Source organism: Pantoea eucrina (assembly GCF_001691555.1).
GTDB classification, from domain to species: Bacteria; Pseudomonadota; Gammaproteobacteria; order Enterobacterales; family Enterobacteriaceae; genus Pantoea; species Pantoea borealis.
The window spans coordinates 113,754-139,648 of sequence record NZ_MAYN01000008.1 but is presented as its reverse complement, the minus strand read 5'-3'; the positions used below and the strand labels follow the sequence as shown (position 1 = coordinate 139,648).

Here is a 25,895-nt window from a genome sequence, read left to right as displayed (position 1 = left end):
TTACCCCACCTACTAGCTAATCCCATCTGGGCACATCCGGTGGCGTGAGGTCCGAAGATCCCCCACTTTGGTCCGAAGACGTTATGCGGTATTAGCTACCGTTTCCAGTAGTTATCCCCCTCCACCGGGCAGTTTCCCAGACATTACTCACCCGTCCGCCACTCGTCACCCGGAGAGCAAGCTCTCCTGTGCTACCGTCCGACTTGCATGTGTTAGGCCTGCCGCCAGCGTTCAATCTGAGCCATGATCAAACTCTTCAATTTAAAGTTTGATTTGCTTAAACAAGTTAAGCGGTGCTCTGTGAATTAAACTTCGTAATGAATTACGTGTTCACTCAGCAAAGACTTGATATTTTTTAAAGCCCGTAGGCTTGTGATATCAATCCTGCGAGTGCCCACACAGATTGTCTGATAAATTGTTAAAGAGCGGTGCGCCCAGCGCCTTAAGCGTCTGTCGCGAGGTGGCGTATATTACGCTTTCCTCCTTCGGAGTCAACCACTTTTTTCAGCGTTTTTCTCCGGCGGGGTGAATCACTTCACGCCCTGCTGAGCCCGTCTGCGTTGCCGCTTTGCCGTCTCAGTGGTGGCGCATTATAGGGATCCGAATTTTTTGCACAACCCCTTTTTTCGATCTTTTTTACTGAGTGGTGAGTTTCTGTGCTTTTTGCTGCGATCGCGAGCGATCCGGTTAAATTTCGTCTTGTTCAGCACCGCATTTAGCTGCACGCTGGGAATAATTGATAAAGGAGAAAGATCATGTCTGTAGCCCTGCGCCCTTATAAACACTGTTTTCCGCAAACCGGCGAACGCGTCATGGTAGATAGCAGCAGCGTTGTTGTAGGTGATGTCCGGTTAGAAGATGATGTCAGTATCTGGCCGCTGGTCGCGATCCGCGGTGATGTTAATCACGTCATTATTGGTAAAAGAAGCAATATACAGGATGGCAGCGTTCTGCACGTTACGCATAAGTCAGCCTCCAATCCACAGGGGTATCCTTTACTCATTGGCGACGATGTGACGGTCGGGCATAAGGCGATGCTGCATGGCTGTACCATTAGCAATCGGGTGCTGGTCGGCATGGGTTCGATCGTACTGGACGGGGCCATCATTGAAGAGGATGTCATGATCGGAGCCGGCAGCCTGGTACCGCCCGGCAAGCGTCTCGTTAGCGGCTATCTCTATTTAGGCAGCCCGGTAAAACAGGTTCGGCCACTAACTGAAGCTGAAATTGCCGGCCTGCTCTACTCATCCGGCAATTACGTTAAATGGAAGGATGATTATCTGAATCAGGAGAGCCAGACCCAGCCCTGATCGCTGATAGCATCCGTCAGAATAAGCTTTTCAGCTTCCTCTTCTATATCCCAGCGATGCGCGCTGAACAGCGCCATCGCCTCTCCCTCACCAAAACGTGCCTGGAGCGCGGGCTGAGAAATAGCACAGGTAACTCCCATGCCATTTATCAGGGCAGGAAAGATCACCACCTGCTGCTGCTGATCCCAGGATTCACGTTCAGGAAAGTGAATCGCCTGATTCATGGCTGCATTGTCTGTTTCAGTTTGTCGATTACCGGCGCAATCTCTGGCATGACGCCGTGCCAGAGCTGAAAAGCATGCGCAGCCTGACCCACCAGCATGCCCGTGCCATCCGCCAGTGCGCCGGCACCCTGCTGCTTGCACCAGAGAAGGAAAGGAGTCAGGCCTGACTGATAAAACATGTCATAGCAGCGTACCCGGCTATCAATCAGTGTTGCAGGTAATGGCGGGATGTCGCCTGCAACACCGCTGGATGTGGCATTGATAATCAGATCAAAAGTGCCTGTATTAAGCTGGGCAAAATTTACAGCCTTAATCTCACCACAGTGGCCAAACTGTTGTGCCAGCTCTTCAGCACGGCTGGCAGTGCGGTTTACTACCACCAGCGAGCAGCCGGCGGCAAGCAGTGGCTGGATCACACCACGCGCAGCACCACCTGCACCGACCAGCAGGATCCGATCGCCCGGCTGGATCATCTCCAGCCTTTGCAGATCGCTGAGCAGGCCGATCCCGTCTGTGTTATCTCCAAAAAGCGAGCCATCGCTTCTTTTATGCAGCGTGTTCACTGCGCCGGATAATCTGGCGCGATCGCTCAGTGCATTAGCCAGTGACCATGCCTGCTGTTTAAACGGCAGCGTAATGTTAGCGCCCTTCCCCGCAGCAGCGAAAAAGGCGTTTAACGTCTGCGGAAAAGCATCCAGCGGCGCACAGATTTGGCCATAGCGATGAGCTATACCGGTTTGCCGGGCAAATTCGTGATGAATAAAGGGCGATTTACTGTGCGCAATCGGATGGCCAAAAACAGCGAAGTTTTCCATTTATCAGCCCTGACGAATCAGGTCACCGCTGAGTACATCGCGGATCTCTGAAGGATTAAGACGTCCCCCGGTGGCTGCCTGCAGCACCGGAAATGCAACGCCAAACTGCTCAGTGACTTCAGCAGCAGTGCGACAAGGCGGCATACCGGTCAGGTTTGCGCTGGTAGAGACCAGCGGTTTGCCAAAACCACGGCATAATGCCTGAACATCAGAATGGTTACTGACGCGAATTGCCAGTGAATTAAAACGCCCCGTCAGCCAGCGTGGTGTGACGGGCAGCGCCGGCACTACCCAGGTTACCGGGCCGGGCCAGGAGGCAAACATACGTTCGCGCTGCTCCGCTGTTAGCTGCTCATCATCAATATAGGGCGTCAGCTGGCTGTAGTCAGCGGCAATCAGGATCAATCCTTTCTCAACCGGACGTTGTTTCAGCTCCAGCAGCGCCATTACCGCCCGTTCGCTGTCAGGATCGCAGCCAAGGCCAAATACGGCTTCGGTGGGATAGGCGATCACGCGCTGCTGGTTCAGCTGTTCAATGCAAAAGTCAGCGCTTCCTGGAATAGATTGAGACTGGTTCATGATTACTCTTCATCAGGCACAACGGGCTTGCCGCAGCGTTTACTGGCGCAGAAACGCCTGACGCCCTGTGCAGTTTTCTTTTCTATTAATAGCGGGAACTGGCAGTGTGGACAAATGCCCTCAACCGGCGTGGCGTTGATCGCAAACTGACACTCAGGGTAGCGATCGCAGGCGTGAAACGTTTTGCCATAGCGCGAGCGCCGCTGCACCAGCTTACCGCTGGCACACTGCGGACAGGCAATAGCCGTCACGTCAGGTTTATCGACCGCTTCTGTATAGTGACACGCCGGATAACCGCTACAGCCGATAAACATACCAAACCGTCCCTGCCGCAATACTTTGTCTGCCCCACACTGCGGGCAGGCATGCCCCTCCAGCACTTTAACGATATGTCCATCTGCCTGATTTTTCATCGGGCGGATATAGTCGCAGGCGGGATAGTTTGTACAGCCCAGAAACGGGCCCATTTTACCAGAACGTATGACTAATTCTGCCCCACAGACGGGGCAGGGTTCCTGTTTGTGCACGCTAAACAGCGCTGATTTATTCATATTACCTGGGGCATTCGTTACAGATTAATGCAGCATACCTTCATTGACGTCGAATAACAGTTCTTCCATTTGCTGATAGGCATTTTCGCATCCCGGAATATTAAACAGCACCATCAGCACCACCCATTTCAGGTCCTGCAGATCAAACTCCAGCGTATCAAGCGCCATGACCCGTTCGATAACCATTTCCCGCGTTTCCATGTTCAGTACCTGAATTTGTTCAAGGAACAACACGAAACCGCGACACTCTGCATCTAAACGCTGGCTCTCTTCTTCTGTGTAGATACGCATAGAGAGAGGATCATTTGCCAGTAATACCGGTGCGACCAGACCCTCCTGGTAATCTGCCAGCCGTTCAAGCCAGTTCAGCGCATTGTAGATGTCTTCACGGTGAAAACCGGCGTCGGTTAAATCATCAGTGAGTTTATCCTGATCAACGCGCATCTCAGCTTCGTTATGAATATAGGTTTCAAACAAGTACATAAGTACGTCGAACATGGCATGCCCTCCTCAATCGGACATAGCCGCCGGGTACAGCTGCGATCCATCCTGCTAACTCCAGTTCGAGCAATTGCGCAGCGATTACTGGCACAGGTTGGCCGGCACGTTCAGCGACGACGTCAACAGGTGTAACCTCATCACCTACGTTAGCCAACGCGCTGAGAAATGGCAATGGCACATCGTCACTGAGTTGTGAATATGTTGTGTCCGATTGGTTTACGGGCAGCCACTGCAGCGCAGAGTGAAGATCTTCCAGGATATTATTAGGATGAGCAACCAGCAGTGCGCCCTGCTGTATCAGCCAGTGCACGCCTTCGCTGCCGGCGTTTCCCAGCGCGCCGGGCAGCGCATAAACATTGCGGTTTTGCTCGATCGCGTAGCGTGCTGTGACCAGTGAACCGCTTTTCAGCGACGCCTCTACCACCAGCACGCCATGGCTTAACCCACTGATAATACGGTTACGACGCGGGAAGTTCGCAGCATGCGGCGCACATGTCAGCGGCAGTTCAGAGACCAGCGCACCGCCGTGGCTGATAATGTCACAGGCCAGCGCCTGATGCTGCTTGGGATAAAGGCGCTGTAATCCGCTGCCCAGTACAGCCAGCGTTTTTCCTCCGGCAGCCAGCGCAGCGCGATGCGCAATACCATCAATACCGCGCGCCAGTCCACTGGTGATGGTCAGGCCGCTTACGGCCAGCTGTTGCGTAAACCACTCCCCCCACTCTTTTCCGTAAAGTGAGCAGTTGCGGCTGCCAACCACGGCAAGCTGAGGCTGGGTAAGCACTGATGCATCGCCAGCGACAAACAGCACGGCCGGGTAGCGCGCGATCTCTTTGAGCCGTTCCGGGTAACAAACATCCGTGCAGTCAATCAGGTTATGCTGCGGCTGAGCCAGCCACTCCAGTGCGTTATTGAGCTGGCGCGGGCACAGCGTCAGATAGTGCTGTCGCTGTTGCTCGCTCATGCCCTGCACGTGCAGCCACTCGTCATCCACGCTGTCTGCAGCCTTTAACGCCGTCATAAAACGGTGCGCTTTATGGCCACTTAAACCACGTATGTTTGCTGCTCTGAGCACTCTTTCCCGCTTTTCCATTTTGGCTTCCCTGACCGCCGTGTCTGTGCCGTGCAATGCTGTCAATCGGGTCCTGAAAAGTCTACAATATGAACCAGTAATCTTTTCTTTAACGCATATAGATCTGGATATTTATGTCAGTTTTGCAGGTATTACATTTTCCCGACGATCGCCTTCGCAAAATTGCTGCCCCGGTTGCAGCAGTCGACGCCGACGTGCAGCGTATTGTCGATGATATGTTTGAAACGATGTATGCCGAAGAAGGTATTGGCCTGGCGGCTACGCAGGTTGATATCCATCAGCGTATTATTGTTATTGATGTCTCTGAAAATCGTGACGAGCGTCTGGTGCTTATTAATCCGGAACTGCTGGAAAAACACGGCGAGACCGGTATTGAAGAAGGCTGCCTTTCTATCCCGGAACAGCGTGCATTTGTCCCGCGCGCTGAGCGGGTCAAAGTGCGCGCGCTGGATCGTGACGGTAACAGCTTTGAACTGGAAACAGATGGCCTGCTGGCAATCTGTATTCAGCATGAGATTGACCATCTGGACGGCAAGCTGTTTATCGATTATCTGTCACCGCTGAAACGCCAGCGCATTAAACAGAAACTGGAAAAACTGGCTCGCCAGAATGCCCGCGCATCCTGAGAGCGAACAGAAGGCTAAATTGTGTCTGCACCGTTAAAAATTATTTTTGCCGGTACACCTGACTTTGCAGCGCGTCACCTCGACGCGCTGCTTGCATCTGAGCATCAGGTAACTGGCGTCTTTACCCAGCCCGATCGTCCTGCCGGACGCGGCAACAAACTTACTCCCGGTCCGGTAAAAGTGTTAGCACAGACGCACGGTATCCCGGTTTTTCAGCCAAAATCACTCAGGCCGGAAGAGAATCAGCAGCTGGTAGCCGATCTGCAGGCGGATATTATGGTTGTCGTGGCATATGGACTGATTCTGCCGCAGGCGGTGCTTTCCATGCCGCGTCTGGGTTGCGTAAACGTTCACGGCTCCCTGCTGCCACGCTGGCGCGGCGCGGCGCCCATCCAGCGTGCGCTTTGGGCTGGCGACCACGAAACCGGCGTGACCATTATGCAGATGGATGCTGGCCTCGATACAGGCGATATGCTGCTTAAACTCAACTGCCCGATTGGTCCCGAGGATACCAGCGCTTCGCTCTATGATCGTCTGGCTGAACTGGGGCCGCAGGGCCTGCTGCAAACGCTGAACATGCTGGCAGCCAATCGTGCACAGCCGGAGGTACAGGACAATGCTCTGGCAACCTACGCTGAAAAGCTCAGTAAAGAGGAAGCCAGACTGGACTGGACGCTGCCGGCGGCGCAGCTGGAACGCTGCATCCGCGCCTTTAATCCCTGGCCGGTAAGTTATTTTCTGATCGATGAGCAACCGGTAAAAGCCTGGCAGGCAACAGTATTACCGCATCAGAACAAACAGCCTGGCGAAATTCTGCATGCCGATAAACAGGGCATTCAGGTTGCCACCGCCGATGGCGTACTGAACCTGTTATCCCTTCAGCCCGCTGGCAAAAAACCGATGTCAGCCCAGGACCTGCTCAATTCACGCCGTGAATGGTTCACTACCGGAACCGTTCTGGCCTGATCCTGTTGCCCGGCCTACGCCGGGCCCAATTGCCTGATGAAAAACGATGAAAAAAGCGACTAACCTGCGCAGCCTGGCGGCGCAACTGATCGAACGTGTGGTGGATAAGGGTGAATCGCTCAGCGCTATCCTTCCTGCCGCGCAAAAAACCGTGGCGGATAAAGATGGTGCCCTGCTGCAGGAGTTGTGCTTTGGCGTGACGCGCACGTTACCCCAGCTGGAAGCGCTGATCGGCAAGCTGATGGAGCGTCCGTTAACCGGTAAACAGCGCGTGCTGCACTATCTGATTATGGTAGGTCTTTATCAGCTGCTGTATACGCGGATCCCGCCGCATGCCGCGCTGGCAGAAACCGTGGCCGGCGCAGAAGTCCTTAAGCGGGCTAACCTGAAAGGGCTGCTGAATGGTGTATTACGCCAGTTTCAGCGTCAGCAGGAAAGCCTGCTGGCAGAGGTGGATCAGGCGCCGCAGCGCTATCTGCATCCTGGCTGGTTACTGAAGCGTCTTCAGCACGCCTGGCCGCAGCAGTGGCAGGCTATCACCGAAGCCAACAATCAGCGCCCGCCAATGTGGCTGCGCGTCAATCGCCAGCATCATTCGCGTGATGCCTGGCTGGCATTGCTGAATCAGGCGGATAAAAATGGTATCTGCGGTGATGCGCCGGATGCTCTGCGCCTGGAATCGCCAGCCCCCGTAAGCCAGCTGCCGGGTTTTGATCAGGGATGGGTTACGGTTCAGGATCTCTCTGCTCAGCGCTGTGCGCTGCTGCTTGAACCTCAGGCCGGCGAATATATCCTGGATCTCTGCGCAGCGCCGGGCGGCAAAACCACACATATTCTGGAAGTGGCACCGCAGGCCAGTGTAATGGCGGTGGATATTGATGAGCAGCGGCTGAGCCGCGTGCGGGAGAACCTGGGACGCCTTAACATGACTGCAGAAGTGCGTCAGGGTGATGGCCGTACGCCTGCCGCCTGGTGTAGTGACCAGACATTTGACCGTATCCTGCTCGATGCCCCCTGCTCTGCAACCGGCGTGATCCGGCGCCATCCGGATATTAAATGGCTGCGCCGCGATCGGGACATTGCGGAACTGGCGGCACTGCAGCGTGACATCCTCAATGCCATCTGGCCACGACTGAAATCAGGCGGAACATTACTTTATGCCACCTGTTCAGTACTGCCGGAAGAGAACCATGAGCAAATCCGTACGTTTCTCGCCGCCCATGATGATGCCATCGCGGTGCCCTTGCCGCAGGGCGATGAATATGGCTGGCAGGTCTTTCCGCACGCTGACGGCGGCGACGGCTTTTTCTACGCTAAGCTGATAAAAAAATAGTGCGGCGCACGTAATGAGAGCAACAGAGCGATGAAAATTATTATCCTCGGCGCCGGTCAGGTGGGCGGGACGCTGGCAGAAAATCTGGTAGGTGAAAATAACGATATCACCGTGGTAGACAGCGATCCTTCACGTTTACGCGTGTTACAGGATAAATTTGACCTGCGGGTTGTCCACGGCCATGGCTCTCATCCGCGTATCCTGCGTGAAGCGGGCGCAGAGGATGCCGATATGCTGGTTGCCGTAACCAGCTCAGACGAAACCAACATGATCGCCTGTCAGATCGCGTACTCGCTCTTTAATACGCCAAACCGTATTGCGCGTATTCGCGCGGCAGACTATCTGCGCGATGGCGATAAGTTATTTACGCCGGAAGCGGTGCCCATTGATCACTTAATCTCCCCTGAACAGCTGGTTATCGACAATATTTATCGTCTTATCCAGTACCCTGGCGCACTTCAGGTGGTCAATTTTGCGGAAGGAAAAGTAAGCCTTGCCGTGGTTAAAGCCTATTATGGCGGCCCGCTGGTAGGCAATCCGCTCTCTATCATGCGCGAGCATATGCCGCATATCGATACGCGGGTTGCGGCTATTTTTCGTCAGGATCGCCCTATCCGTCCGCAGGGATCAACCATTGTTGAAGCGGGTGATGAAGTGTTCTTCATTGCTGCCAGCCAGCATATCCGCGCGGTGATGAGTGAGATGCAGCGGCTGGAAAAGCCCTATAAACGCATCATGCTGGTAGGCGGGGGCAATATTGGTTTTGGCCTGGCGCAGCGGCTGGAGAAACACTACAGCGTTAAACTCATTGAACGTAATCAGCAGCGCGCCGCTGAGCTGGCGGAAAACCTGCAGGATACCATTGTCTTCTATGGGGACGCCTCCGATCAGGAGCTGCTGGCTGAAGAGCATGTGGATCAGGTGGATCTTTTTATTGCCGTGACCAATGACGATGAGGCCAACATTATGTCAGCCATGCTGGCTAAAAAGATGGGGGCTAAAAAAGTCATGGTGCTGATTCAGCGTCGTGCCTATGTTGATCTGGTACAGGGCAGCGTCATAGATATCGCCATCTCACCCCAGCAGGCCACCATTTCTGCCCTGCTGAGCCATGTACGCAAAGCGGATATTGTGGGCGTTTCGTCACTGCGCCGCGGCATTGCAGAAGCCATTGAAGCTATTGCACATGGCGATGAGAGCACGTCACGCGTGGTAGGCCGCCAGATTGAGAACATCAAATTACCGCCCGGTACGCTGATTGGCGCAATTGTTCGCGGTGATGAAGTGATTATTGCTAATGCAAACGTCAGAATCGAACAGGGTGACCATGTGATCATGTTTCTGACAGACAAAAAATTTGTTCCGGATGTAGAGCGGCTGTTCCAGCCCAGCCCGTTTTTCCTCTGATAATCGCCGGACTGCACCCCCTTTCGCAGTCTCGCGTTAATCCGCTGCAATAATGGAAAATGCGCAAAGGTTTGTTAGACTTTAGCGATTGGCTTAGGCAAGGGAGATAACCATGAGTTTATTCAAAGAGTTTCGCGATTTCGCCATGCGTGGCAATGTTGTAGATTTGGCAGTCGGTGTCGTGATCGGTGCTGCGTTTGGTAAAATCGTTTCATCATTAGTGGCCAATATCATCATGCCTCCGCTGGGCCTGCTGATTGGCGGCGTGGACTTTAAACAGTTCAGATGGGTTTTAAAACCGGCCGAGGGTGATATTCCTGCTGTTGTGATGGAGTATGGTAATTTTATCCAGACCGTATTTGATTTTGTCATTATTGCATTCGCGATTTTCATGGCGATTAAAGTGATGAACAAACTCTATACCAAAAAAGAAGTAGAGAAGCCGGCACCGAAGCCTTCAAGCGAAGAAGTGCTGCTGACGGAAATCCGCGATTTACTGAAACAGCAGAATACAAAGATCTGATAAAAAAGCCGCCTGCTCAGGCGGCTTTTTTTATGTCATAGCAGAAGGCCAGTGATAAACAGTGTTGCTTATCGCTGACCTCCCGCTGTTCTCTCTTAGCATGCTTCTCTTTACGACGATAGCTGCCTTTACCTTTGTGATTGCGCTCTGTCCGCTGACGATAAAGCGGATCATGCAGTAACGCTTCCAGCGCATTATCATTTATAGTGCCTTTCCGGTGCTGATAGTGACTCATCTTTTTCTCCTGATAAATATCGGGGATAACTTTACTCTTATTGCCCGGCCTTTCAATCATTACTGCATGCATATCGTTGCGCGCTCCGGCGTTTCAGAGACAGACAGCTTGCTGTTCCTGACACAGCAAAATTATGTTCAACGGCACATCCGTGAGCCAGACAGCTGACCAGCGCACCATTTATTGATCTTCACGTTTAAAACGATAAGCGATATCAGCACGATAATGACTGTATAAAAAGTCGGTACTCAGGCCAGCCTGCTGCAATTTACTTTCCAGCAGAGCGAGACGCCGGGAAATATCAGCATGAGCAGGTTCCTCTGCCTCAAGCGTCTGCAACAGCTTATGCAGCTCAAGCGCTTCTTTGCGAGCTTCAAGCTCCGGCGGCAGATAGCCGGCATTTTTCAACAGACGATAAGCGGTGCGCAGCTCTGAAGGTACCCCGCTGTCATCATCGAGTTGTAACGGCGCGCCTTCGCCGGGAAGATTACTGAATTCGCCTTTAGCCTGAGCCTCGCGGATGTGCTGTTCAGCCAGTTGATCGATTAACCACATAGTGCCCTCCTCTTACTGTCTGACTGTAGTTCAGAAACCATAGCAGACAAATTACAGGCAATAAAAAACCCGCCGAAGCGGGTTTTTTACGATACTGCAGATTACTCTGCAGCAGCTTCTGCTTGAGCTTCTGGACGATCAACCAGCTCGATGTAAGCCATCGGAGCGTTGTCACCAGCACGGAAGCCACACTTCAGAATACGAGTGTAACCACCGGCACGGCTCGCGAAACGCGGGCCCAGCTCGTTAAACAGTTTTGCCACGATCTCGTTATCACGAGTACGGGCGAATGCCAGACGACGATTAGCTACGCTGTCGGTCTTGGCAAGAGTAATCAGCGGCTCAACTACGCGACGCAGTTCTTTGGCTTTCGGCAGAGTCGTTTTGATGATCTCATGACGAACCAGAGAACCAGCCATGTTGCGGAACATAGCCTGACGATGGCTGCTGTTGCGGTTCAGTTGACGACCACTCTTACGATGGCGCATGACCTTATCCTTCTCAGTGAAACCTTAACCTGTGATCGGTTTATTCATCAGCGATGCTTGCTGGTGGCCAGTTTTCCAGGCGCATGCCCAGAGACAGACCACGTGAAGCGAGCACATCTTTAATCTCAGTAAGAGATTTTTTACCGAGGTTAGGCGTTTTAAGCAGCTCAACCTCAGTACGCTGTACCAGATCACCGATGTAGTGGATAGCTTCTGCCTTAAGGCAGTTAGCAGAGCGGACAGTCAATTCCAGATCGTCAACAGGGCGCAGCAGGATCGGATCGAATTCTGGTTTCTCTTCTTTCACTTCCGGCTGACGTACGTCACGTAGGTCAACGAAAGCTTCCAGTTGTTCTGCCAGGATGGTGGCCGCACGACGAATCGCCTCTTCAGGATCGATTGTGCCGTTGGTTTCCATTTCGATGACCAGCTTGTCCAGGTCGGTGCGCTGCTCTACACGCGCTGCTTCAACATTGTAGGCGATACGGTCTACAGGGCTGTAGCAAGCGTCGACCAGCAGGCGGCCGATTGGGCGCTCATCTTCTTCCGAATGAATTCGGGCAGACGCCGGCACATAACCACGACCACGCTGAACTTTGATGCGCATGCTAATAGATGCGTTTTCATCGGTCAGATGGCAGATCACATGCTGCGGCTTGACGATTTCGACATCACCATCATGGGTGATGTCGGCTGCAGTCACAGGGCCAATGCCAGATTTATTCAAAGTAAGGATGACTTCATCTTTACCCTGAACTCTTACCGCCAGCCCTTTCAGGTTGAGCAGGATTTCCAGGATATCTTCCTGAACGCCCTCTTTGGTGGAGTACTCATGCAGCACGCCATCAATTTCAACCTCGGTCACCGCGCAACCCGGCATGGAAGAAAGCAGAATACGGCGCAGTGCGTTACCAAGAGTATGGCCAAAGCCACGCTCTAATGGTTCAAGGGTCACCTTGGCGTGCGTCGAACTCACTTGCTCGATATCTACCAGGCGCGGTTTTAGAAACTCTGTCACAGAACCCTGCATTGTGTCCTCTCTTTGGTACTAAGCTTTACTTAGAGTAAAGCTCGACGATCAGGTGTTCGTTAATGTCCGCAGACAGATCAGTACGCTCAGGCATACGCTTGAACACACCTTCCATCTTGGTCGCATCAACTTCCAGCCAGGTTGGCTTTTCACGCTGCTCAGCCAGCTCCAGAGCGGCCTTCACGCGAGATTGCTTTTTGGCTTTCTCACGGATGCTTACGACATCATTCGGAGATACCTGATAAGAAGCGATGTTAACAACGCGGCCATTTACCAGAATAGATTTGTGGCTAACCAGCTGACGTGCTTCTGCACGAGTGGCGCCAAAGCCCATACGGTAAACTACGTTATCCAGACGACCTTCCAGCAGAGCTAACAGGTTTTCACCGGTGTTGCCTTTCAGACGTGCTGCTTCTTTATAGTAGTTACGGAACTGACGCTCCAGCACGCCGTACATACGACGAACTTTCTGCTTTTCACGTAACTGACCGCCGTAATCAGACAGACGCGGTTTACGCGCACCATGCTGACCAGGGGCTTGTTCAATTTTGCACTTGGAATCAATCGCGCGAACGCCAGACTTAAGGAATAAGTCGGTACCCTCGCGACGGCTCAGCTTGAGCTTAGGACCCAAATATCTTGCCATTTTCTTTCTCCAACTAACCTAAAAAACGGGGCGTTATACGCGACGTTTTTTCGGCGGACGACAACCGTTGTGAGGGATCGGAGTCACATCAGTAATATTCGTGATGCGGAAACCGGCAGCGTTCAGAGCACGAATCGTAGATTCGCGGCCTGGACCTGGACCCTTAACCATAACTTCCAGGTTCTTAATACCGTAATCTTTTACCGCTTCTGCACAGCGCTCTGCAGCGACCTGAGCAGCAAACGGAGTAGATTTACGTGAACCGCGGAAACCGGAACCACCGGCGGTTGCCCAACCCAGTGCGTTACCCTGACGATCAGTAATGGTAACGATGGTGTTGTTAAAAGACGCATGGACATGAGCCACGCCATCTGAGACTTGTTTTCTTACACGCTTACGTGCACGAACTGGTGCCTTTGCCATTATTTACTCACCCCGATTATTTCTTGATCGGTTTACGCGGACCCTTACGGGTACGTGCGTTGGTCTTAGTACGCTGACCGCGAACTGGCAGACCACGACGATGGCGTAAACCACGGTAGCAACCAAGGTCCATAAGACGCTTGATGCTCAGGGTGATTTCACGGCGCAGATCACCTTCAACAACGAATTTACCAACTGCTTCACGCAGCTGATCAATCTGTTCTTCAGACAGCTCACTGATCTTAACATTTTCAGCAATGCCCGTTTCAACGCAGATAGCTTTGGAACGAGTTTTGCCGATACCGAAGATCGAAGTTAATGCGATAACGGTATGTTTATGATCAGGAATGTTAATGCCTGCTATACGGGCCACTATGCACTCCTATAATTAAATAAATGCGAACCATGCTGAAAAGCCCGTTTTCAGGATACTCAAATGGAAACGCATCGACATACAAAAGATTGGCTGGCTAATCTAGCCAGCTCAACCCGACTTTGCAAGAAAAATATGTGACTTAATCAGCCCTGGCGCTGTTTATGCTTAGGCTCGGCGCTGCAGATCACACGTACGACACCGTCGCGACGAATGATTTTGCAGTTACGACATAATTTCTTGACGGAAGCACGAACTTTCATTTTTACTCTCCGTAACTTCTCAAGCTACTGAATTAACGGCCATAGCCTTTCAGGTTAGCTTTTTTCAATGCAGACTCATACTGACTAGACATCATCAGAGTTTGCACTTGAGCCATAAAGTCCATGATGACGACCACTACAATCAGCAGTGAAGTACCGCCAAAGTAGAAGGGAACCTTCATGGCATCACGCATGAACTCCGGGATCAGGCAGATAAAAGTAATATACAGCGCACCGATTAAGGTGAGACGTGTCATAACTTTATCGATATACTTCGCCGTTTGCTCTCCCGGACGAATTCCCGGTACGAATGCACCAGACTTCTTCAGGTTATCTGCTGTTTCACGCGGGTTAAACACCAGCGCCGTGTAGAAGAAACAGAAGAAGATGATTGCAGTCGCATAGAGTAGCACATAAAGCGGCTGTCCTGGCTGCAAATACAGCGAAATTGTTGTCAGCCAGTTCCAACCACTACCGCTCCCGAACCAGGATGCTATCGTTGCCGGGAACAGAATAATGCTGGAAGCGAAGATAGCTGGAATGACACCTGCCATATTCACTTTCAACGGTAAATGTGTGCTCTGTGCAGCATATACACGACGTCCCTGCTGACGTTTAGCGTAGTTGACCACGATACGACGCTGGCCACGCTCAACGAAAATAACAAAGAACGTCACTGCAAATACAAGAACTGCAACCAACAGCAACAGAAGAAAGTGCAGGTCGCCTTGCCGCGCTTGCTCGATGGTATGGCCAATGGCCGGCGGAAGACCCGCAACAATACCTGCGAAGATAATGATCGAAATACCGTTACCGATACCTCGTTCAGTAATCTGTTCGCCCAGCCACATCAGGAACATTGTTCCGGTGACCAGACTCACAACAGCGGTAAAGTAGAATGCGAAGCCCGGATTTAACACCAGGCCCTGCATTCCTGGCATATTCGGCAGACCGGTAGCGATACCGATCGACTGAAATATGGCCAGAACCAGGGTGCCATAGCGGGTGTACTGGCTAATCTTACGACGGCCAGCCTCACCCTCTTTCTTAATCTCTGCCAGGGCGGGATGAACCACCGTCAGCAGCTGGATAATAATAGAGGCCGAAATATACGGCATAATACCCAGCGCGAAGATTGAGGCACGACTGAGAGCACCACCAGAGAACATGTTGAACATTTCAATGATGGTGCCACGCTGTTGCTCAAGCAGTTTGGCAAGTACAGTGGCATCGATACCGGGGATTGGAATAAAAGAGCCAATGCGGAAGACAATCAGTGCACCGATTACAAACAATAGTCTGCGCTTCAGTTCACCAAAGCCCCCTTTGGCGCTTTGAAAATCTAATCCCGGTTGCTTTGCCATCTGCTACTTATTCCTCGATTTTACCGCCAGCAGCTTCGATTGCAGCACGAGCACCTTTGGTGACACGCAGTCCACGAATCGTTACCGGTGTAGTAACTTCACCAGACAGAATCACTTTCGCGAATTCAATCTGAACACCGATGATGTTGGCTGCTTTCAGCGTGTTCAGGTCAACAATACCGCCTTCCACTTTCGCCAGATCAGACAGACGAACTTCAGTCGTCACGAATGATTTGCGTGAAGTGAAGCCGAACTTCGGCAGACGACGGTACAGAGGCATCTGACCACCCTCGAAACCACGACGTACGCCACCGCCAGAACGTGAGTTCTGACCTTTGTGACCACGACCGCCGGTTTTGCCGAGGCCAGAACCGATACCACGACCCAGACGCTTGGAAGCGTGTTTAGACCCTTCGGCCGGAGACAGAGTGTTTAAACGCATCTCTTACTCCTCCACTTTCAGCATGTAGGAAATCGCGTTGACCATACCGCGTACAGCAGGCGTGTCTTCACGCTCAACGGTGTGACCAATACGACGCAGACCCAGGCCAATCAGAGTGGCTTTATGCTTAGGCAGGCGGCCGATTGAACTGCGGGTTTGTGTAATTTTAATAGTCTTAGCCATCGTGATTACCCCAGAATTTCTTCAACGGATTTACCACGCTTGGCAGCGACCATTTCCGGAGATTTCATATTGCCCAGGCCATCAATAGTTGCACGAACCACGTTAATCGGGTTGGTGGAACCATATGCTTTAGCCAGAACGTTATGAACTCCAGCGACTTCCAGGACGGCGCGCATTGCACCACCGGCGATGATACCGGTACCTTCAGAAGCCGGCTGCATGAACACACGAGAACCCGTGTGCGCACCTTTTACAGGGTGCTGCAGAGTGCCGTGAGTCAGCGCGACGTTAATCATATTGCGACGGGCTTTTTCCATCGCTTTCTGGATCGCTGCTGGAACTTCACGCGCTTTACCGTAACCAAAACCCACGCGGCCGTTACCATCACCCACTACAGTCAGTGCGGTGAAGGAGAAAATACGACCACCTTTCACAGTTTTAGAAACACGGTTTACCGCGATCAATTTTTCCTGCAGTTCGCCAGCTTGTTTCTCGATGTGTGCCATCTTAGACCTCTACCTTAGAACTGAAGGCCAGCTTCACGAGCAGCATCTGCAAGTGCCTGGACGCGACCATGATATTGGAACCCGGAACGATCGAAAGAAACATCTTTGATGCCTTTTTCGATAGCGCGCTCAGCCAGAGCTTTACCTACAGCTGCAGCAGCGTCTTTGTTACCGGTATACTTCAGTTGTTCAGCGATAGCTTTTTCTACAGTAGAAGCAGCAACCAGAACTTCGGAACCGTTCGGGGCGATTACCTGTGCGTAAATGTGACGCGGGGTACGATGTACCACCAGGCGAGTAGCACCCAGCTCTTTGAGCTTGCGACGTGCACGGGTCGCACGACGGATACGAGCAGATTTCTTATCCATAGTGTTACCTTACTTCTTCTTAGCCTCTTTGGTACGCACGACTTCGTCGGCGTAACGAACACCCTTGCCTTTGTAAGGCTCAGGACGACGGTAGGCGCGCAGATCAGCTGCAACCTGTCCGATAACCTGCTTATCAGCACCTTTCAGCACGATTTCAGTTTGAGTCGGACATTCAGCAGTGATGCCGGCCGGCAGTGCATGTTCAACAGGGTGAGAGAAGCCCAGGGCCAGACTCACAGAGTTGCCTTTAACAGCTGCACGATAACCAACACCAACCAGTTGCAGCTTCTTAGTGAAGCCGTCGGTAACACCGATAACCATGCCGTTCAGCAGTGCACGAGCAGTACCTGCCTGTGCCCAACCATCCGCATAACCTTTGCGTGGAGCAAAAGTCAGGGTGTTGTCTTCCTGCTTGATTTCAACAGCATTGTTGATAGTACGAGTCAGCTCGCCGTTTTTGCCTTTGATCGAAACTTCCTGACCGTTGAGTTTTACCTCTACGCCGGCAGGAATAACGACAGGTGCTTTTGCAACACGAGACATTTTATTCCTCCGATTACGCTACGTAGCAGATAATTTCGCCACCAAGACCAGCCTGGCGCGCTGCACGATCAGTCATGACACCTTTAGAGGTAGAAATTACAGCAATACCCATACCAGCCATCACTTTTGGCAGCTCATCTTTTCTTTTATAGATGCGCAGACCTGGACGGCTAACACGTTGAATGCTTTCTACAACAGCTTTACCCTGGAAATACTTAAGAGTCAGTTCCAGTTCCGGCTTGATGTCGCCTTCGATTTTAAAATCTTCAATATAGCCTTCTTCCTTCAGCACGTTGGCAATTGCCACTTTCAGCTTGGAGGAAGGCATAGAGACCGCAACTTTGTTCGCGGCCTGACCGTTACGGATACGGGTCAGCATATCCGCGATCGGATCTTGCATGCTCATCTGTGTTACTCCCGTGATTCAAATGGTGACAATTACCAGCTAGCCTTTTTCAGACCCGGGATTTCACCGCGCATAGCGGCTTCACGGACCTTGATACGGCTCAACCCAAACTTCCGCAGGAAACCGTGCGGACGACCTGTCTGACGGCAGCGATTACGCTGACGGGAAGGGCTGGAATCACGCGGCAGACTCTGCAGCTTGAGAACGGCATTCCAACGATCTTCGTCAGATGCGTTCACATCAGAAATGATTGCTTTCAGCTCAACGCGTTTTGCGAAGAACTTGTCTGCTAATTTCACACGCTTAACTTCGCGTGCTTTCATAGATTGCTTAGCCATTAAGTAACCCTACCTTACTTGCGGAACGGGAAGTCAAAGGCAGCCAGCAGTGCACGGCCTTCATCATCAGATTTCGCAGTAGTGGTAATGGTAATATCCAAACCACGAACGCGATCGACTTTGTCGTAGTCGATTTCTGGGAAGATGATCTGCTCACGTACGCCCATGCTGTAGTTACCACGACCGTCGAAAGACTTCGCAGAAAGACCGCGGAAGTCACGAATACGTGGTACAGCAATAGTGATCAGACGCTCAAAGAACTCCCACATGCGTTCGCCACGCAGAGTTACTTTACAGCCGATCGGATAGCCCTGACGGATTTTGAAGCCTGCAACTGATTTGCGTGCTTTGGTGATCAGCGGTTTTTGACCGGAGATTGCTGCCAGGTCAGCTGCTGCGTTATCCAGCAGTTTCTTGTCAGCGATCGCTTCACCAACACCCATGTTCAGGGTGATCTTCTCGACCCGAGGGACTTGCATGACAGAATTGTAGCCAAACTCTGTCATGAGTTTCTGGACTACTTCGTCTTTGTAGTAATCATGCAGTTTCGCCATCGTACTACTCCAAATTACTTGATAGTTTCGCTGTTAGACTTGAAGAAACGGACTTTTTTACCGTCTTCGAATCTAAAGCCTACACGGTCAGCCTTGCCGGTTGCCGCATTGAAGATTGCAACGTTAGAAACCTGAATTGCAGCTTCTTTTTCAACGATGCCACCTGGCTGGTTCAGAGCCGGAACCGGCTTCTGGTGTTTCTTAACCAGGTTGATACCTTCAACGATGACTTTACCAGAAGTCAGGACGTTCTTTACTTTACCGCGCTTACCTTTGTCTTTACCGGTAAGAACAATAACTTCGTCGTTACGACGGATTTTAGCTGCCATTGCTCGCTCCTTAGAGTACTTCTGGTGCCAGAGAGATAATTTTCATGAACTTTTCAGTGCGAAGTTCACGAGTTACCGGCCCAAAAATACGCGTTCCGATTGGCTGCTCACTGTTATTGTTCAGAATAACGCATGCATTGCCATCGAAGCGAATGACAGAACCGTCCGGGCGACGAACACCCTTCCTGGTGCGCACCACTACCGCTTTCAGGACATCACCTTTTTTCACCTTGCCACGCGGAATTGCTTCCTTGATGGTCACTTTGATGATATCGCCGACGCCTGCGTAGCGACGGTGCGAGCCACCCAGAACCTTGATACACATTACGCGACGTGCACCGGAGTTGTCGGCGACGTTCAGCATAGTCTGTTCTTGGATCATTTTAGTGCTCCGCTAATGTCAACTACTACTTCGGGACCCAAACCTCAGGTCGTTAAAAAGCCCCATAATTGAGGGCGCGGCATTATAACACCGGATCTCGCAGATGGGTAGAAAAAATGAACGGCTCGCGAGAGCCGTTCATTTTGTTTTTAGAGGAAACGAATTCTATTACAGAATCGCTTTCTCTACAACGCGAACCAGAGTCCAGGACTTAGTCTTGGAAAGTGGACGGGTTTCGCGGATCTCAACCACGTCACCAATACCACACTCATTGTTCTCGTCATGGATGTGCAGCTTAGTCGTACGTTTGATGAATTTACCGTAGATCGGGTGCTTCACGAAACGTTCGATAGCGACAACAGCAGATTTCTGCATTTTGTCACTAACAACACGACCTTGCAGAGTACGGATTTTATCGGTCATTACGCCGCCTTCTCAGTCAGTAAAGTCTTAACGCGCGCAACATCACGGCGAACTTGCTTCAGCAGATGGGTCTGCTGCAGCTGGCCAGATGCTGCCTGCATGCGCAGGTTAAACTGCTCACGCAGGAGGTTAAGCAGCTCAGTGTTCAGCTCTTCAACGCTTTTTTCACGCAGCTCAGTTGCTTTCATTACATCACCGTCTTAGTTACAAAGGTGGTTTTGATAGGCAGTTTTGCTGCTGCCAGCTTGAAGGCTTCACGGGCCAGCTCTTCCGGTACGCCGTCCATTTCATACAGGACTTTACCAGGCTGAATCAGGGCAACCCAATACTCAACGTTACCCTTACCTTTACCCATACGCACTTCCAGCGGCTTCTCGGTGATCGGTTTGTCCGGGAATACACGGATCCAGATCTTACCTTGACGCTTAACTGCACGGGTCATAGCACGACGTGCTGCTTCGATCTGACGAGCGGTCAGACGACCACGGCCAACAGCTTTCAGACCGAAAGTACCGAAGCTAACATCCGTACCCTGCGCCAGACCGCGGTTACGGCCTTTATGCACTTTACGGAATTTTGTACGCTTTGGTTGTAACATCAGCGACTCTCCTTACTTACGGCCTTTACGCTGCTGCTTTTTAGGTTGAGCAGCCGGTTCCGGTTGTTCAACAGCAGCCATACCACCCAGGATCTCACCTTTGAAGATCCATACCTTAACGCCGATTACACCATAAGTGGTGTGCGCTTCAGAGGTGTTGTAGTCAATGTCCGCACGCAGAGTGTGCAGCGGTACGCGACCTTCACGATACCATTCGGTACGTGCGATCTCAGCACCGCCCAGACGGCCGCTGACTTCAACTTTAATACCTTTAGCGCCCAGACGCATTGCGTTCTGTACAGCACGCTTCATAGCACGACGGAACATCACACGACGCTCCAGCTGTGAAGTGATGCTGTCAGCAACCAATTTAGCGTCCAGTTCCGGTTTACGGACTTCGGCGATATTGATCTGAGCAGGAACGCCAGCGATATTCGCGACGACCGTACGCAGTTTTTCTACGTCTTCACCTTTCTTACCGATAACGATACCCGGGCGAGCAGTGTGAATGGTCACACGGATGCTCTTAGCCGGACGCTCGATAACGATACGAGATACAGACGCTTTAGCCAGTTCTTTAGTCAGGAACTGACGTACTTTAAAATCGCTGTCGAGGTTGTCAGCGAATTCTTTGGTGTTCGCAAACCAGGTAGAGTTCCATGGTTTTACAATACCCAGGCGAATACCATTAGGATGTACTTTCTGACCCATTGCTAGTCTCCAGAGTCTCAGCGATCGGACACAACCACAGTAATGTGGCTGGTGCGCTTCAGGATGCGATCTGCACGACCTTTTGCACGCGGCATAATGCGCTTCATGCTTGGGCCTTCGTCTACGAAAATTTTCGCAACTTTCAGATCGTCGATATCAGCGCCATCGTTGTGTTCGGCGTTAGCAATGGCAGATTCCAGGACTTTCTTAACCAGTACAGCCGCTTTCTTGTTGGTGTAAGTCAGAATATCCAGAGCCTGCGACACTTTCTTACCGCGAATCAGGTCTGCCACCAGGCGAACCTTCTGAGCAGAAGAACGAGCATGGCGATGTTGAGCAATAGTTTCCATCTCTTCCTCCTACTTATTTCTTCTTGGCTTTCTTATCTGCAGCATGGCCGCGATAAGTACGTGTCGGTGCGAATTCGCCCAGCTTGTGACCAACCATTTCGTCGGAAACAAAGACTGGAACGTGCTGACGACCATTATGGACAGCGATGGTCAAACCGATCATGTTAGGGAAGATCGTTGAACGACGGGACCAAGTGCGCAGGGGCTTCTTGTCACCGCTTTCCACCGCTTTCTCTACCTTCTTCAGCAAGTGCAGGTCAATAAAAGGACCTTTCTTGAGAGAACGTGGCATGGCTTATCCTCTAAAATTATTTGCTACGGCGACGTACGATAAATTTATCAGTACGCTTGTTGCTACGGGTCTTCTTACCTTTGGTCTGAACGCCCCACGGTGAAACCGGGTGCTTACCAAAGTTACGACCTTCACCACCACCGTGCGGGTGATCGACTGGGTTCATCGCAGTACCGCGAACGGTAGGACGAACACCACGCCAACGGGCTGCACCGGCTTTACCCAGAACGCGCAGCATGTGCTCAGCGTTACCGACTTCGCCCAGGGTTGCGCGGCAGTCAGATTCGACTTTACGCATTTCGCCTGAACGCAGACGCAGGGTCACGTAAGAACCTTCACGCGCAACGATCTGCACGTAAGCACCAGCAGAGCGAGCAATCTGACCGCCTTTGCCTGGTTTCATTTCTACGTTATGCACGGTAGAACCAACTGGGATGTTACGCATCGGCAGGGTGTTACCTGCTTTAATCGCAGCATCAACGCCAGACTGAATCTGGTCGCCAGCTTTCAGGCCTTTAGGGGCCAGAATGTAACGGCGCTCGCCATCTTTGTACAGAACCAGTGCGATGTTCGCAGAACGGTTCGGATCGTACTCAAGACGCTCAACAACTGCCGGGATACCATCTTTGTTGCGTTTGAAGTCAACAATACGGTAAGCCTGCTTGTGACCACCACCGATATGACGGGTAGTGATACGACCATTGTTGTTACGACCACCGGATTTGCTGTTTTTTTCAACCAGCGCGGCAAATGGTTTGCCTTTGTGCAGCTCAGGGTTCACCACTTTAACTACATGGCGACGACCCGGAGATGTCGGTTTACATTTAACAACTGCCATTGTCTTTCTCCTCCGACTTACTCAGCGCCGCCGACGAAGTCCAGATTCTGGCCTTCCTTCAGGGTAACGTAAGCTTTTTTCCAGTCGTTACGACGACCGATACGCTGTCCGTGACGCTTAACTTTACCCTTAACAACCAGGGTATTTACGTCTTTAACTTCTACTTCGAACAGTTTCTCAACAGCAGCAACGATCTCTGCTTTGGTCGCATCTTTCGCAACTTTGAGAACGATGGTATTGGTTTTTTCCATCGCGGTTGATGCTTTTTCAGATACGTGCGGCGCGCGCAGTACTTTCAGCAGACGTTCTTCACGGATCATGCCAGCATCTCCTCAACTTGCTTAACTGCTTCAGCAGTCATAACGACTTTGTCGAAGGCGATCAGGCTAACTGGGTCGATACTTGCTGCGTCACGCACGTCAACCTTGTACAGGTTACGCGCAGCCAGGAACAGATTTTCATCCAGTTCACCGGTGATGATCAGCACGTCTTCCAGCGCCATGTCTTTCAGTTTCTGTACCAGCAGCTTGGTTTTCGGTGCTTCTACAGAGAACGACTCGACAACGATCAGACGGTCCTGACGTACCAGCTCGGACAGAATGCTTTTCAGCGCGCCGCGGTACATCTTTTTGTTAACTTTTTGACTGTGGTCCTGTGGACGAGCAGCGAAGGTCACGCCACCTGAACGCCAGATCGGGCTCTTAACAGAACCTGAACGCGCACGGCCGGTACCTTTCTGGCGCCACGGCTTTTTGCCTGAACCAGTTACTTCAGCACGAGTCTTCTGCGCACGAGTACCCTGACGAGCACCTGCGGCATAAGCAACAACAACCTGGTGAACCAGCGCTTCGTTGAAATCACGACCGAAGGTAGTTTCGGAAACAGTCAGCGCGCTCTGCGCGTCTTTCAGTACTAATTCCATTGCTATCCCCTTACGCCTTCACAGCTGGTTTAACAATCAGGTCGCTGCCGGTTGCACCCGGGACAGCACCTTTGACCAGCAGCAGGTTGCGCTCAGCGTCAACACGTACTACTTCCAGGCTCTGAACGGTTACGCGCTCGTTACCCAGCTGACCAGCCATTTTCTTGCCTTTAAACACTTTGCCCGGAGTCTGGTTCTGACCGATAGAACCCGGAACGCGGTGAGACAAGGAGTTACCGTGTGTAGCGTCCTGGGTACGGAAGTTCCAGCGCTTAACGGTACCTGCGAAACCTTTACCTTTAGAGGTACCGGTAACGTCTACTTTTTTAACGTCAGCGAAAATTTCAACACTGATGCTCTGGCCTACGGAGTACTCTTCACCTTCGGTGCGGAATTCCCACAGACCACGGCCAGCTTCAACGCCAGCTTTAGCATAATGACCTGCTTCCGGCTTGGTCACACGGTTTGCTTTTTTAGCACCGGTGGTAACCTGGATCGCCTGGTAACCATCGTTTTCCAGACCTTTGACCTGGGTAACGCGGTTTGCTTCAACTTCGATTACGGTTACTGGGATTGAAACGCCATCTTCAGTGAAGATGCGAGTCATGCCCACTTTTTTACCGACTAAACCAATCATTGTATCAACCTCTCAATCGCTCGATGACCTGATTAACCCAGGCTGATCTGCACGTCAACACCGGCAGCCAGATCCAGACGCATCAGAGCATCAACGGTTTTTTCAGTTGGCTCAACGATGTCTACCAGACGCTTGTGAGTGCGGATCTCGTACTGATCACGCGCATCTTTGTTAACGTGCGGAGAGATCAGAACGGTGAAACGCTCTTTGCGGGTTGGCAGCGGAATTGGACCACGAACCTGCGCACCAGTGCGCTTGGCAGTCTCAACGATTTCCGCGGTTGATTGATCGATCAGACGATGATCAAACGCTTTAAGACGGATACGGATTCTTTGGTTCGACATGAGACCAAGGCTCCAAACATTTTATAAACGAAAAAAATTACTACCCACACCCATTACGATTGATGGGGGAGTGTAATCGTTCAGCATATAACTCCCCAATCGGGAGTATTGTCAGGCGACACACCTAGCATTGTCACCTGCGATTCTGCTCGAATCGCGCCATACCAATGTCGGTAGGCCGGCGTATTATACGTAATTACGCTCAGGAAGCAACCCGTGCTCTGTTTTTAACCATAAAAATTCAGGCAAAAGAAAACCCGCCGGGCATGACTGTCGGGCGGGTTGGCATAACAGGTATGCGCAGACCTCTATTCGTCTGCCTTTTCGCTGATTTGCGACTGCAGGTAGTTCTGCAGGCCAATTTTCTGAATAAGGTCGAGTTCGGTCTCCAGAAAGTCGATGTGATGCTCTTCATCAGCCAGAATTTCAATCATCATGTCACGACTCACATAGTCGTGAACTTTATCCGCCCAGGCAATGGCTTCGCGCAGATCTTTTGCCCCTTCCAGCTCCAGCTGCAAATCGGACTGCAGCATCTCCGGCACGTCCTCACCTATACGCAGACGCCCCAGATCCTGCAGATTGGGGATACCTTCGAGAAAGAGAATACGTTCGATATATTTGTCGGCGTGCTTCATCTCATCGATCGATTCATGATATTCGATATCGTTGAGGCGCATCAGCCCCCAGTTTTTAAACATGCGCGCGTGCAGAAAATACTGATTAATTGCGACCAGCTCATTTCCGAGCAGTTTATTGAGATGTGCAATGACTTTAACGTCGCCCTTCATATCACCCCTCCCCTCTTCAGTTAACCAGATAGTAGATGCGGAGAGAAAGAAGTCAAAAAGGCGTGACAGTTTTTGTGGGTATTACGACATTCTGTGCGTGATGTCAGGCGATCTCTTTGTAAAGCGGCACATGCTGCAGCTCTTCATCCATGATTTCACGTGCTGCACGGATGCATTTACCACACTGTTTTCCCACCGGAACCAGCTGGCGCAGCTGCTGGATCGATTTGGGCTGATAGCGGCGTACAACTTCACGCAGCGTTTTGTCACTTACCCCATTACACAGACAGACGTACATTTCAGATTCAGCTCCGGTACAATTTCTGATCAAAGTGTAAATGAGAATGGTTGCTATTACAACGCAGTGTTTGTGGGGTTATCGATGGGTTTCCAGGTTTATGCCGGGCAAAAAAAAAGAGCACCGGAGTGCTCTTTCTGATTGCTACAGCAGCGGTTAAAAACCGCTGCCGGCGTTAACACAATTAAGCGATAACAGAAGCAACAACGCCCGCGCCAACGGTACGGCCGCCTTCGCGGATTGCGAAGCGCAGACCCTGGTCCATCGCGATTGGGTGGATCAGGGTAACAACCATCTTGATGTTATCGCCTGGCATTACCATTTCCACGCCTTCC

The 25,895-nt window shown here is 51.6% G+C and carries 44 protein-coding genes, 1 rRNA gene and 1 pseudogene (1 of these 46 only partly in view); 6 read left to right on the top strand and 40 right to left on the bottom strand.

Features of this window, described 5'->3' with window-relative positions:
- Positions 1 to 263, bottom strand: a 16S ribosomal RNA gene (locus BBA90_RS19605); it reaches 1,720 nt to the left of the window's first position.
- A 492-nt stretch (positions 264 to 755) separates the two neighbouring features.
- Between BBA90_RS19605 and BBA90_RS06805 the strand changes: the two genes are divergently transcribed.
- Entirely contained in the window at positions 756 to 1,310 is a 555-nt protein-coding gene (locus BBA90_RS06805) for a gamma carbonic anhydrase family protein (protein ID WP_065648479.1), read from the top strand.
- On the opposite strand, the gene BBA90_RS06800 is transcribed toward BBA90_RS06805, so the two are convergent.
- From BBA90_RS06800 to dprA, 6 genes are read right to left on the bottom strand one after another with little or no spacing between them, the layout of a single operon-like run.
- Complete coding sequence (locus BBA90_RS06800) at positions 1,286 to 1,534, bottom strand: DUF1488 domain-containing protein (protein ID WP_065648478.1); 249 nt, start codon at positions 1,532 to 1,534, stop codon at positions 1,286 to 1,288. The two genes, BBA90_RS06805 and BBA90_RS06800, sit on opposite strands and share 25 nt — an antisense overlap.
- Positions 1,531 to 2,349, bottom strand: coding sequence for a shikimate dehydrogenase (gene aroE / locus BBA90_RS06795; protein WP_065648477.1), 819 nt, complete (start codon positions 2,347 to 2,349; stop codon positions 1,531 to 1,533). The genes BBA90_RS06800 and aroE overlap by 4 nt, the downstream gene beginning before the upstream one ends.
- 3 nt (positions 2,350 to 2,352) lie before the next feature.
- Positions 2,353 to 2,928, bottom strand: coding sequence for an L-threonylcarbamoyladenylate synthase type 1 TsaC (gene tsaC, locus BBA90_RS06790; RefSeq protein WP_065648476.1), 576 nt, complete (start codon positions 2,926 to 2,928; stop codon positions 2,353 to 2,355).
- Positions 2,929 to 2,930: 2 nt separating this feature from the next.
- On the bottom strand, positions 2,931 to 3,479 hold the full coding sequence (locus BBA90_RS06785) for a DNA topoisomerase family protein (protein WP_065648475.1): 549 nt from the start codon (positions 3,477 to 3,479) through the stop codon (positions 2,931 to 2,933).
- 24 nt (positions 3,480 to 3,503) lie between these two features.
- The gene (gene smg / locus BBA90_RS06780; protein WP_039380755.1) at positions 3,504 to 3,977 is read right to left on the bottom strand and encodes a DUF494 family protein Smg; all 474 of its coding nucleotides are present in this window, start codon (positions 3,975 to 3,977) and stop codon (positions 3,504 to 3,506) included.
- Positions 3,949 to 5,073 (bottom strand): DNA-protecting protein DprA, encoded by a 1,125-nt coding sequence (gene dprA, locus BBA90_RS06775; protein WP_065648474.1) that lies wholly within the window; start codon positions 5,071 to 5,073, stop codon positions 3,949 to 3,951. The genes smg and dprA overlap by 29 nt, the downstream gene beginning before the upstream one ends.
- A 113-nt stretch (positions 5,074 to 5,186) precedes the next feature.
- On the opposite strand from dprA, the gene def reads away from it, so the two are divergent.
- From def to mscL, 5 genes are all read left to right on the top strand, one after another.
- Positions 5,187 to 5,699, top strand: coding sequence for a peptide deformylase (gene def, locus BBA90_RS06770; RefSeq protein ID WP_065648473.1), 513 nt, complete (start codon positions 5,187 to 5,189; stop codon positions 5,697 to 5,699).
- A gap of 21 nt (positions 5,700 to 5,720) precedes the next feature.
- Positions 5,721 to 6,665 carry a methionyl-tRNA formyltransferase gene (fmt, locus tag BBA90_RS06765; RefSeq protein ID WP_065648472.1) on the top strand — a complete coding sequence of 315 codons (945 nt, stop codon included), beginning with the start codon at positions 5,721 to 5,723 and terminating at the stop codon, positions 6,663 to 6,665.
- A 46-nt stretch (positions 6,666 to 6,711) separates the two neighbouring features.
- Positions 6,712 to 7,998 (top strand): 16S rRNA (cytosine(967)-C(5))-methyltransferase RsmB, encoded by a 1,287-nt coding sequence (gene rsmB, locus BBA90_RS06760; RefSeq protein WP_065648471.1) that lies wholly within the window; start codon positions 6,712 to 6,714, stop codon positions 7,996 to 7,998.
- Between the two features lie 30 nt (positions 7,999 to 8,028).
- Positions 8,029 to 9,405, top strand: a complete 1,377-nt coding sequence (gene trkA / locus BBA90_RS06755) for a Trk system potassium transporter TrkA (RefSeq protein ID WP_065648470.1) — start codon at positions 8,029 to 8,031, stop codon at positions 9,403 to 9,405.
- A 112-nt stretch (positions 9,406 to 9,517) separates the two neighbouring features.
- Positions 9,518 to 9,928, top strand: coding sequence for a large-conductance mechanosensitive channel protein MscL (mscL, locus tag BBA90_RS06750; RefSeq protein ID WP_065648469.1), 411 nt, complete (start codon positions 9,518 to 9,520; stop codon positions 9,926 to 9,928).
- A gap of 16 nt (positions 9,929 to 9,944) precedes the next feature.
- On the opposite strand, the gene BBA90_RS06745 is transcribed toward mscL, so the two are convergent.
- The 33 genes and pseudogenes from BBA90_RS06745 to tuf form a co-directional block, all read right to left on the bottom strand.
- Positions 9,945 to 10,163: an alternative ribosome-rescue factor A gene (locus BBA90_RS06745; RefSeq protein WP_065650419.1), complete on the bottom strand. Its 219-nt coding sequence runs from the start codon at positions 10,161 to 10,163 to the stop codon at positions 9,945 to 9,947.
- A 180-nt stretch (positions 10,164 to 10,343) separates the two neighbouring features.
- Positions 10,344 to 10,718 carry a DUF1992 domain-containing protein gene (locus BBA90_RS06740; protein ID WP_065648468.1) on the bottom strand — a complete coding sequence of 125 codons (375 nt, stop codon included), beginning with the start codon at positions 10,716 to 10,718 and terminating at the stop codon, positions 10,344 to 10,346.
- Between the two features lie 101 nt (positions 10,719 to 10,819).
- Positions 10,820 to 11,206 carry a 50S ribosomal protein L17 gene (gene rplQ / locus BBA90_RS06735; protein ID WP_003850180.1) on the bottom strand — a complete coding sequence of 129 codons (387 nt, stop codon included), beginning with the start codon at positions 11,204 to 11,206 and terminating at the stop codon, positions 10,820 to 10,822.
- Positions 11,207 to 11,246: 40 nt separating this feature from the next.
- Complete coding sequence (locus BBA90_RS06730; RefSeq protein ID WP_007891688.1) at positions 11,247 to 12,236, bottom strand: DNA-directed RNA polymerase subunit alpha; 990 nt, start codon at positions 12,234 to 12,236, stop codon at positions 11,247 to 11,249.
- 25 nt (positions 12,237 to 12,261) lie between these two features.
- Positions 12,262 to 12,882, bottom strand: a complete 621-nt coding sequence (gene rpsD / locus BBA90_RS06725; protein WP_039380782.1) for a 30S ribosomal protein S4 — start codon at positions 12,880 to 12,882, stop codon at positions 12,262 to 12,264.
- Positions 12,883 to 12,915: 33 nt separating this feature from the next.
- Entirely contained in the window at positions 12,916 to 13,305 is a 390-nt protein-coding gene (rpsK, locus tag BBA90_RS06720) for a 30S ribosomal protein S11 (protein WP_004160563.1), read from the bottom strand.
- A 16-nt stretch (positions 13,306 to 13,321) separates the two neighbouring features.
- On the bottom strand, positions 13,322 to 13,678 hold the full coding sequence (rpsM, locus tag BBA90_RS06715; protein WP_039380785.1) for a 30S ribosomal protein S13: 357 nt from the start codon (positions 13,676 to 13,678) through the stop codon (positions 13,322 to 13,324).
- A 146-nt stretch (positions 13,679 to 13,824) separates the two neighbouring features.
- A complete protein-coding gene (gene rpmJ / locus BBA90_RS06710; RefSeq protein WP_004160566.1) occupies positions 13,825 to 13,941 on the bottom strand; it encodes a 50S ribosomal protein L36 in 117 nt (38 codons plus the stop codon).
- Positions 13,942 to 13,973: 32 nt separating this feature from the next.
- Entirely contained in the window at positions 13,974 to 15,305 is a 1,332-nt protein-coding gene (gene secY, locus BBA90_RS06705; RefSeq protein WP_039380787.1) for a preprotein translocase subunit SecY, read from the bottom strand.
- A gap of 7 nt (positions 15,306 to 15,312) precedes the next feature.
- Positions 15,313 to 15,747 carry a 50S ribosomal protein L15 gene (gene rplO / locus BBA90_RS06700; protein ID WP_039380790.1) on the bottom strand — a complete coding sequence of 145 codons (435 nt, stop codon included), beginning with the start codon at positions 15,745 to 15,747 and terminating at the stop codon, positions 15,313 to 15,315.
- 3 nt (positions 15,748 to 15,750) lie between these two features.
- Entirely contained in the window at positions 15,751 to 15,930 is a 180-nt protein-coding gene (gene rpmD, locus BBA90_RS06695; RefSeq protein WP_039380794.1) for a 50S ribosomal protein L30, read from the bottom strand.
- A gap of 5 nt (positions 15,931 to 15,935) precedes the next feature.
- Positions 15,936 to 16,436, bottom strand: a complete 501-nt coding sequence (gene rpsE / locus BBA90_RS06690; RefSeq protein ID WP_013510759.1) for a 30S ribosomal protein S5 — start codon at positions 16,434 to 16,436, stop codon at positions 15,936 to 15,938.
- Positions 16,437 to 16,450: 14 nt separating this feature from the next.
- Complete coding sequence (rplR, locus tag BBA90_RS06685) at positions 16,451 to 16,804, bottom strand: 50S ribosomal protein L18 (RefSeq protein WP_013510760.1); 354 nt, start codon at positions 16,802 to 16,804, stop codon at positions 16,451 to 16,453.
- A gap of 9 nt (positions 16,805 to 16,813) precedes the next feature.
- Positions 16,814 to 17,347, bottom strand: a complete 534-nt coding sequence (gene rplF, locus BBA90_RS06680) for a 50S ribosomal protein L6 (protein WP_039380801.1) — start codon at positions 17,345 to 17,347, stop codon at positions 16,814 to 16,816.
- Between the two features lie 13 nt (positions 17,348 to 17,360).
- Positions 17,361 to 17,753, bottom strand: a complete 393-nt coding sequence (gene rpsH, locus BBA90_RS06675) for a 30S ribosomal protein S8 (RefSeq protein WP_065648467.1) — start codon at positions 17,751 to 17,753, stop codon at positions 17,361 to 17,363.
- 32 nt (positions 17,754 to 17,785) lie between these two features.
- Entirely contained in the window at positions 17,786 to 18,091 is a 306-nt protein-coding gene (gene rpsN / locus BBA90_RS06670; RefSeq protein WP_039380805.1) for a 30S ribosomal protein S14, read from the bottom strand.
- A 14-nt stretch (positions 18,092 to 18,105) separates the two neighbouring features.
- The gene (gene rplE / locus BBA90_RS06665) at positions 18,106 to 18,645 is read right to left on the bottom strand and encodes a 50S ribosomal protein L5 (RefSeq protein WP_013510763.1); all 540 of its coding nucleotides are present in this window, start codon (positions 18,643 to 18,645) and stop codon (positions 18,106 to 18,108) included.
- A gap of 14 nt (positions 18,646 to 18,659) precedes the next feature.
- The gene (gene rplX, locus BBA90_RS06660) at positions 18,660 to 18,974 is read right to left on the bottom strand and encodes a 50S ribosomal protein L24 (RefSeq protein WP_021508218.1); all 315 of its coding nucleotides are present in this window, start codon (positions 18,972 to 18,974) and stop codon (positions 18,660 to 18,662) included.
- Positions 18,975 to 18,984: 10 nt separating this feature from the next.
- Positions 18,985 to 19,356: a 50S ribosomal protein L14 gene (rplN, locus tag BBA90_RS06655; protein WP_006120590.1), complete on the bottom strand. Its 372-nt coding sequence runs from the start codon at positions 19,354 to 19,356 to the stop codon at positions 18,985 to 18,987.
- A 168-nt stretch (positions 19,357 to 19,524) separates the two neighbouring features.
- Positions 19,525 to 19,779: a 30S ribosomal protein S17 gene (gene rpsQ / locus BBA90_RS06650; RefSeq protein WP_010618568.1), complete on the bottom strand. Its 255-nt coding sequence runs from the start codon at positions 19,777 to 19,779 to the stop codon at positions 19,525 to 19,527.
- Entirely contained in the window at positions 19,779 to 19,967 is a 189-nt protein-coding gene (rpmC, locus tag BBA90_RS06645; RefSeq protein ID WP_021508217.1) for a 50S ribosomal protein L29, read from the bottom strand. The genes rpsQ and rpmC overlap by 1 nt, the downstream gene beginning before the upstream one ends.
- Positions 19,967 to 20,377, bottom strand: coding sequence for a 50S ribosomal protein L16 (rplP, locus tag BBA90_RS06640; protein ID WP_002438716.1), 411 nt, complete (start codon positions 20,375 to 20,377; stop codon positions 19,967 to 19,969). Before rplP ends, rpmC begins: the two co-directional genes overlap by 1 nt.
- 12 nt (positions 20,378 to 20,389) lie before the next feature.
- The gene (gene rpsC, locus BBA90_RS06635) at positions 20,390 to 21,088 is read right to left on the bottom strand and encodes a 30S ribosomal protein S3 (RefSeq protein ID WP_009087585.1); all 699 of its coding nucleotides are present in this window, start codon (positions 21,086 to 21,088) and stop codon (positions 20,390 to 20,392) included.
- Between the two features lie 17 nt (positions 21,089 to 21,105).
- The gene (rplV, locus tag BBA90_RS06630) at positions 21,106 to 21,438 is read right to left on the bottom strand and encodes a 50S ribosomal protein L22 (RefSeq protein WP_007891659.1); all 333 of its coding nucleotides are present in this window, start codon (positions 21,436 to 21,438) and stop codon (positions 21,106 to 21,108) included.
- A gap of 13 nt (positions 21,439 to 21,451) precedes the next feature.
- Positions 21,452 to 21,730: a 30S ribosomal protein S19 gene (gene rpsS / locus BBA90_RS06625; RefSeq protein WP_001138115.1), complete on the bottom strand. Its 279-nt coding sequence runs from the start codon at positions 21,728 to 21,730 to the stop codon at positions 21,452 to 21,454.
- A 16-nt stretch (positions 21,731 to 21,746) separates the two neighbouring features.
- Positions 21,747 to 22,568, bottom strand: coding sequence for a 50S ribosomal protein L2 (gene rplB / locus BBA90_RS06620; RefSeq protein ID WP_039380813.1), 822 nt, complete (start codon positions 22,566 to 22,568; stop codon positions 21,747 to 21,749).
- Between the two features lie 17 nt (positions 22,569 to 22,585).
- Positions 22,586 to 22,888, bottom strand: coding sequence for a 50S ribosomal protein L23 (rplW, locus tag BBA90_RS06615; RefSeq protein ID WP_065648466.1), 303 nt, complete (start codon positions 22,886 to 22,888; stop codon positions 22,586 to 22,588).
- Positions 22,885 to 23,490: a 50S ribosomal protein L4 gene (rplD, locus tag BBA90_RS06610; protein WP_039380819.1), complete on the bottom strand. Its 606-nt coding sequence runs from the start codon at positions 23,488 to 23,490 to the stop codon at positions 22,885 to 22,887. Before rplD ends, rplW begins: the two co-directional genes overlap by 4 nt.
- Before the next feature lie 10 nt (positions 23,491 to 23,500).
- Positions 23,501 to 24,127 carry a 50S ribosomal protein L3 gene (rplC, locus tag BBA90_RS06605; protein ID WP_065648465.1) on the bottom strand — a complete coding sequence of 209 codons (627 nt, stop codon included), beginning with the start codon at positions 24,125 to 24,127 and terminating at the stop codon, positions 23,501 to 23,503.
- Positions 24,128 to 24,159: 32 nt separating this feature from the next.
- The gene (gene rpsJ / locus BBA90_RS06600) at positions 24,160 to 24,471 is read right to left on the bottom strand and encodes a 30S ribosomal protein S10 (RefSeq protein WP_006120582.1); all 312 of its coding nucleotides are present in this window, start codon (positions 24,469 to 24,471) and stop codon (positions 24,160 to 24,162) included.
- 308 nt (positions 24,472 to 24,779) lie between these two features.
- The gene (gene bfr / locus BBA90_RS06595) at positions 24,780 to 25,262 is read right to left on the bottom strand and encodes a bacterioferritin (RefSeq protein ID WP_039380825.1); all 483 of its coding nucleotides are present in this window, start codon (positions 25,260 to 25,262) and stop codon (positions 24,780 to 24,782) included.
- 103 nt (positions 25,263 to 25,365) lie between these two features.
- Positions 25,366 to 25,560, bottom strand: a complete 195-nt coding sequence (bfd, locus tag BBA90_RS06590) for a bacterioferritin-associated ferredoxin (protein ID WP_065648464.1) — start codon at positions 25,558 to 25,560, stop codon at positions 25,366 to 25,368.
- A 184-nt stretch (positions 25,561 to 25,744) separates the two neighbouring features.
- Positions 25,745 to 25,895: pseudogene (tuf, locus tag BBA90_RS18715) on the bottom strand (elongation factor Tu); the annotation flags it as partial.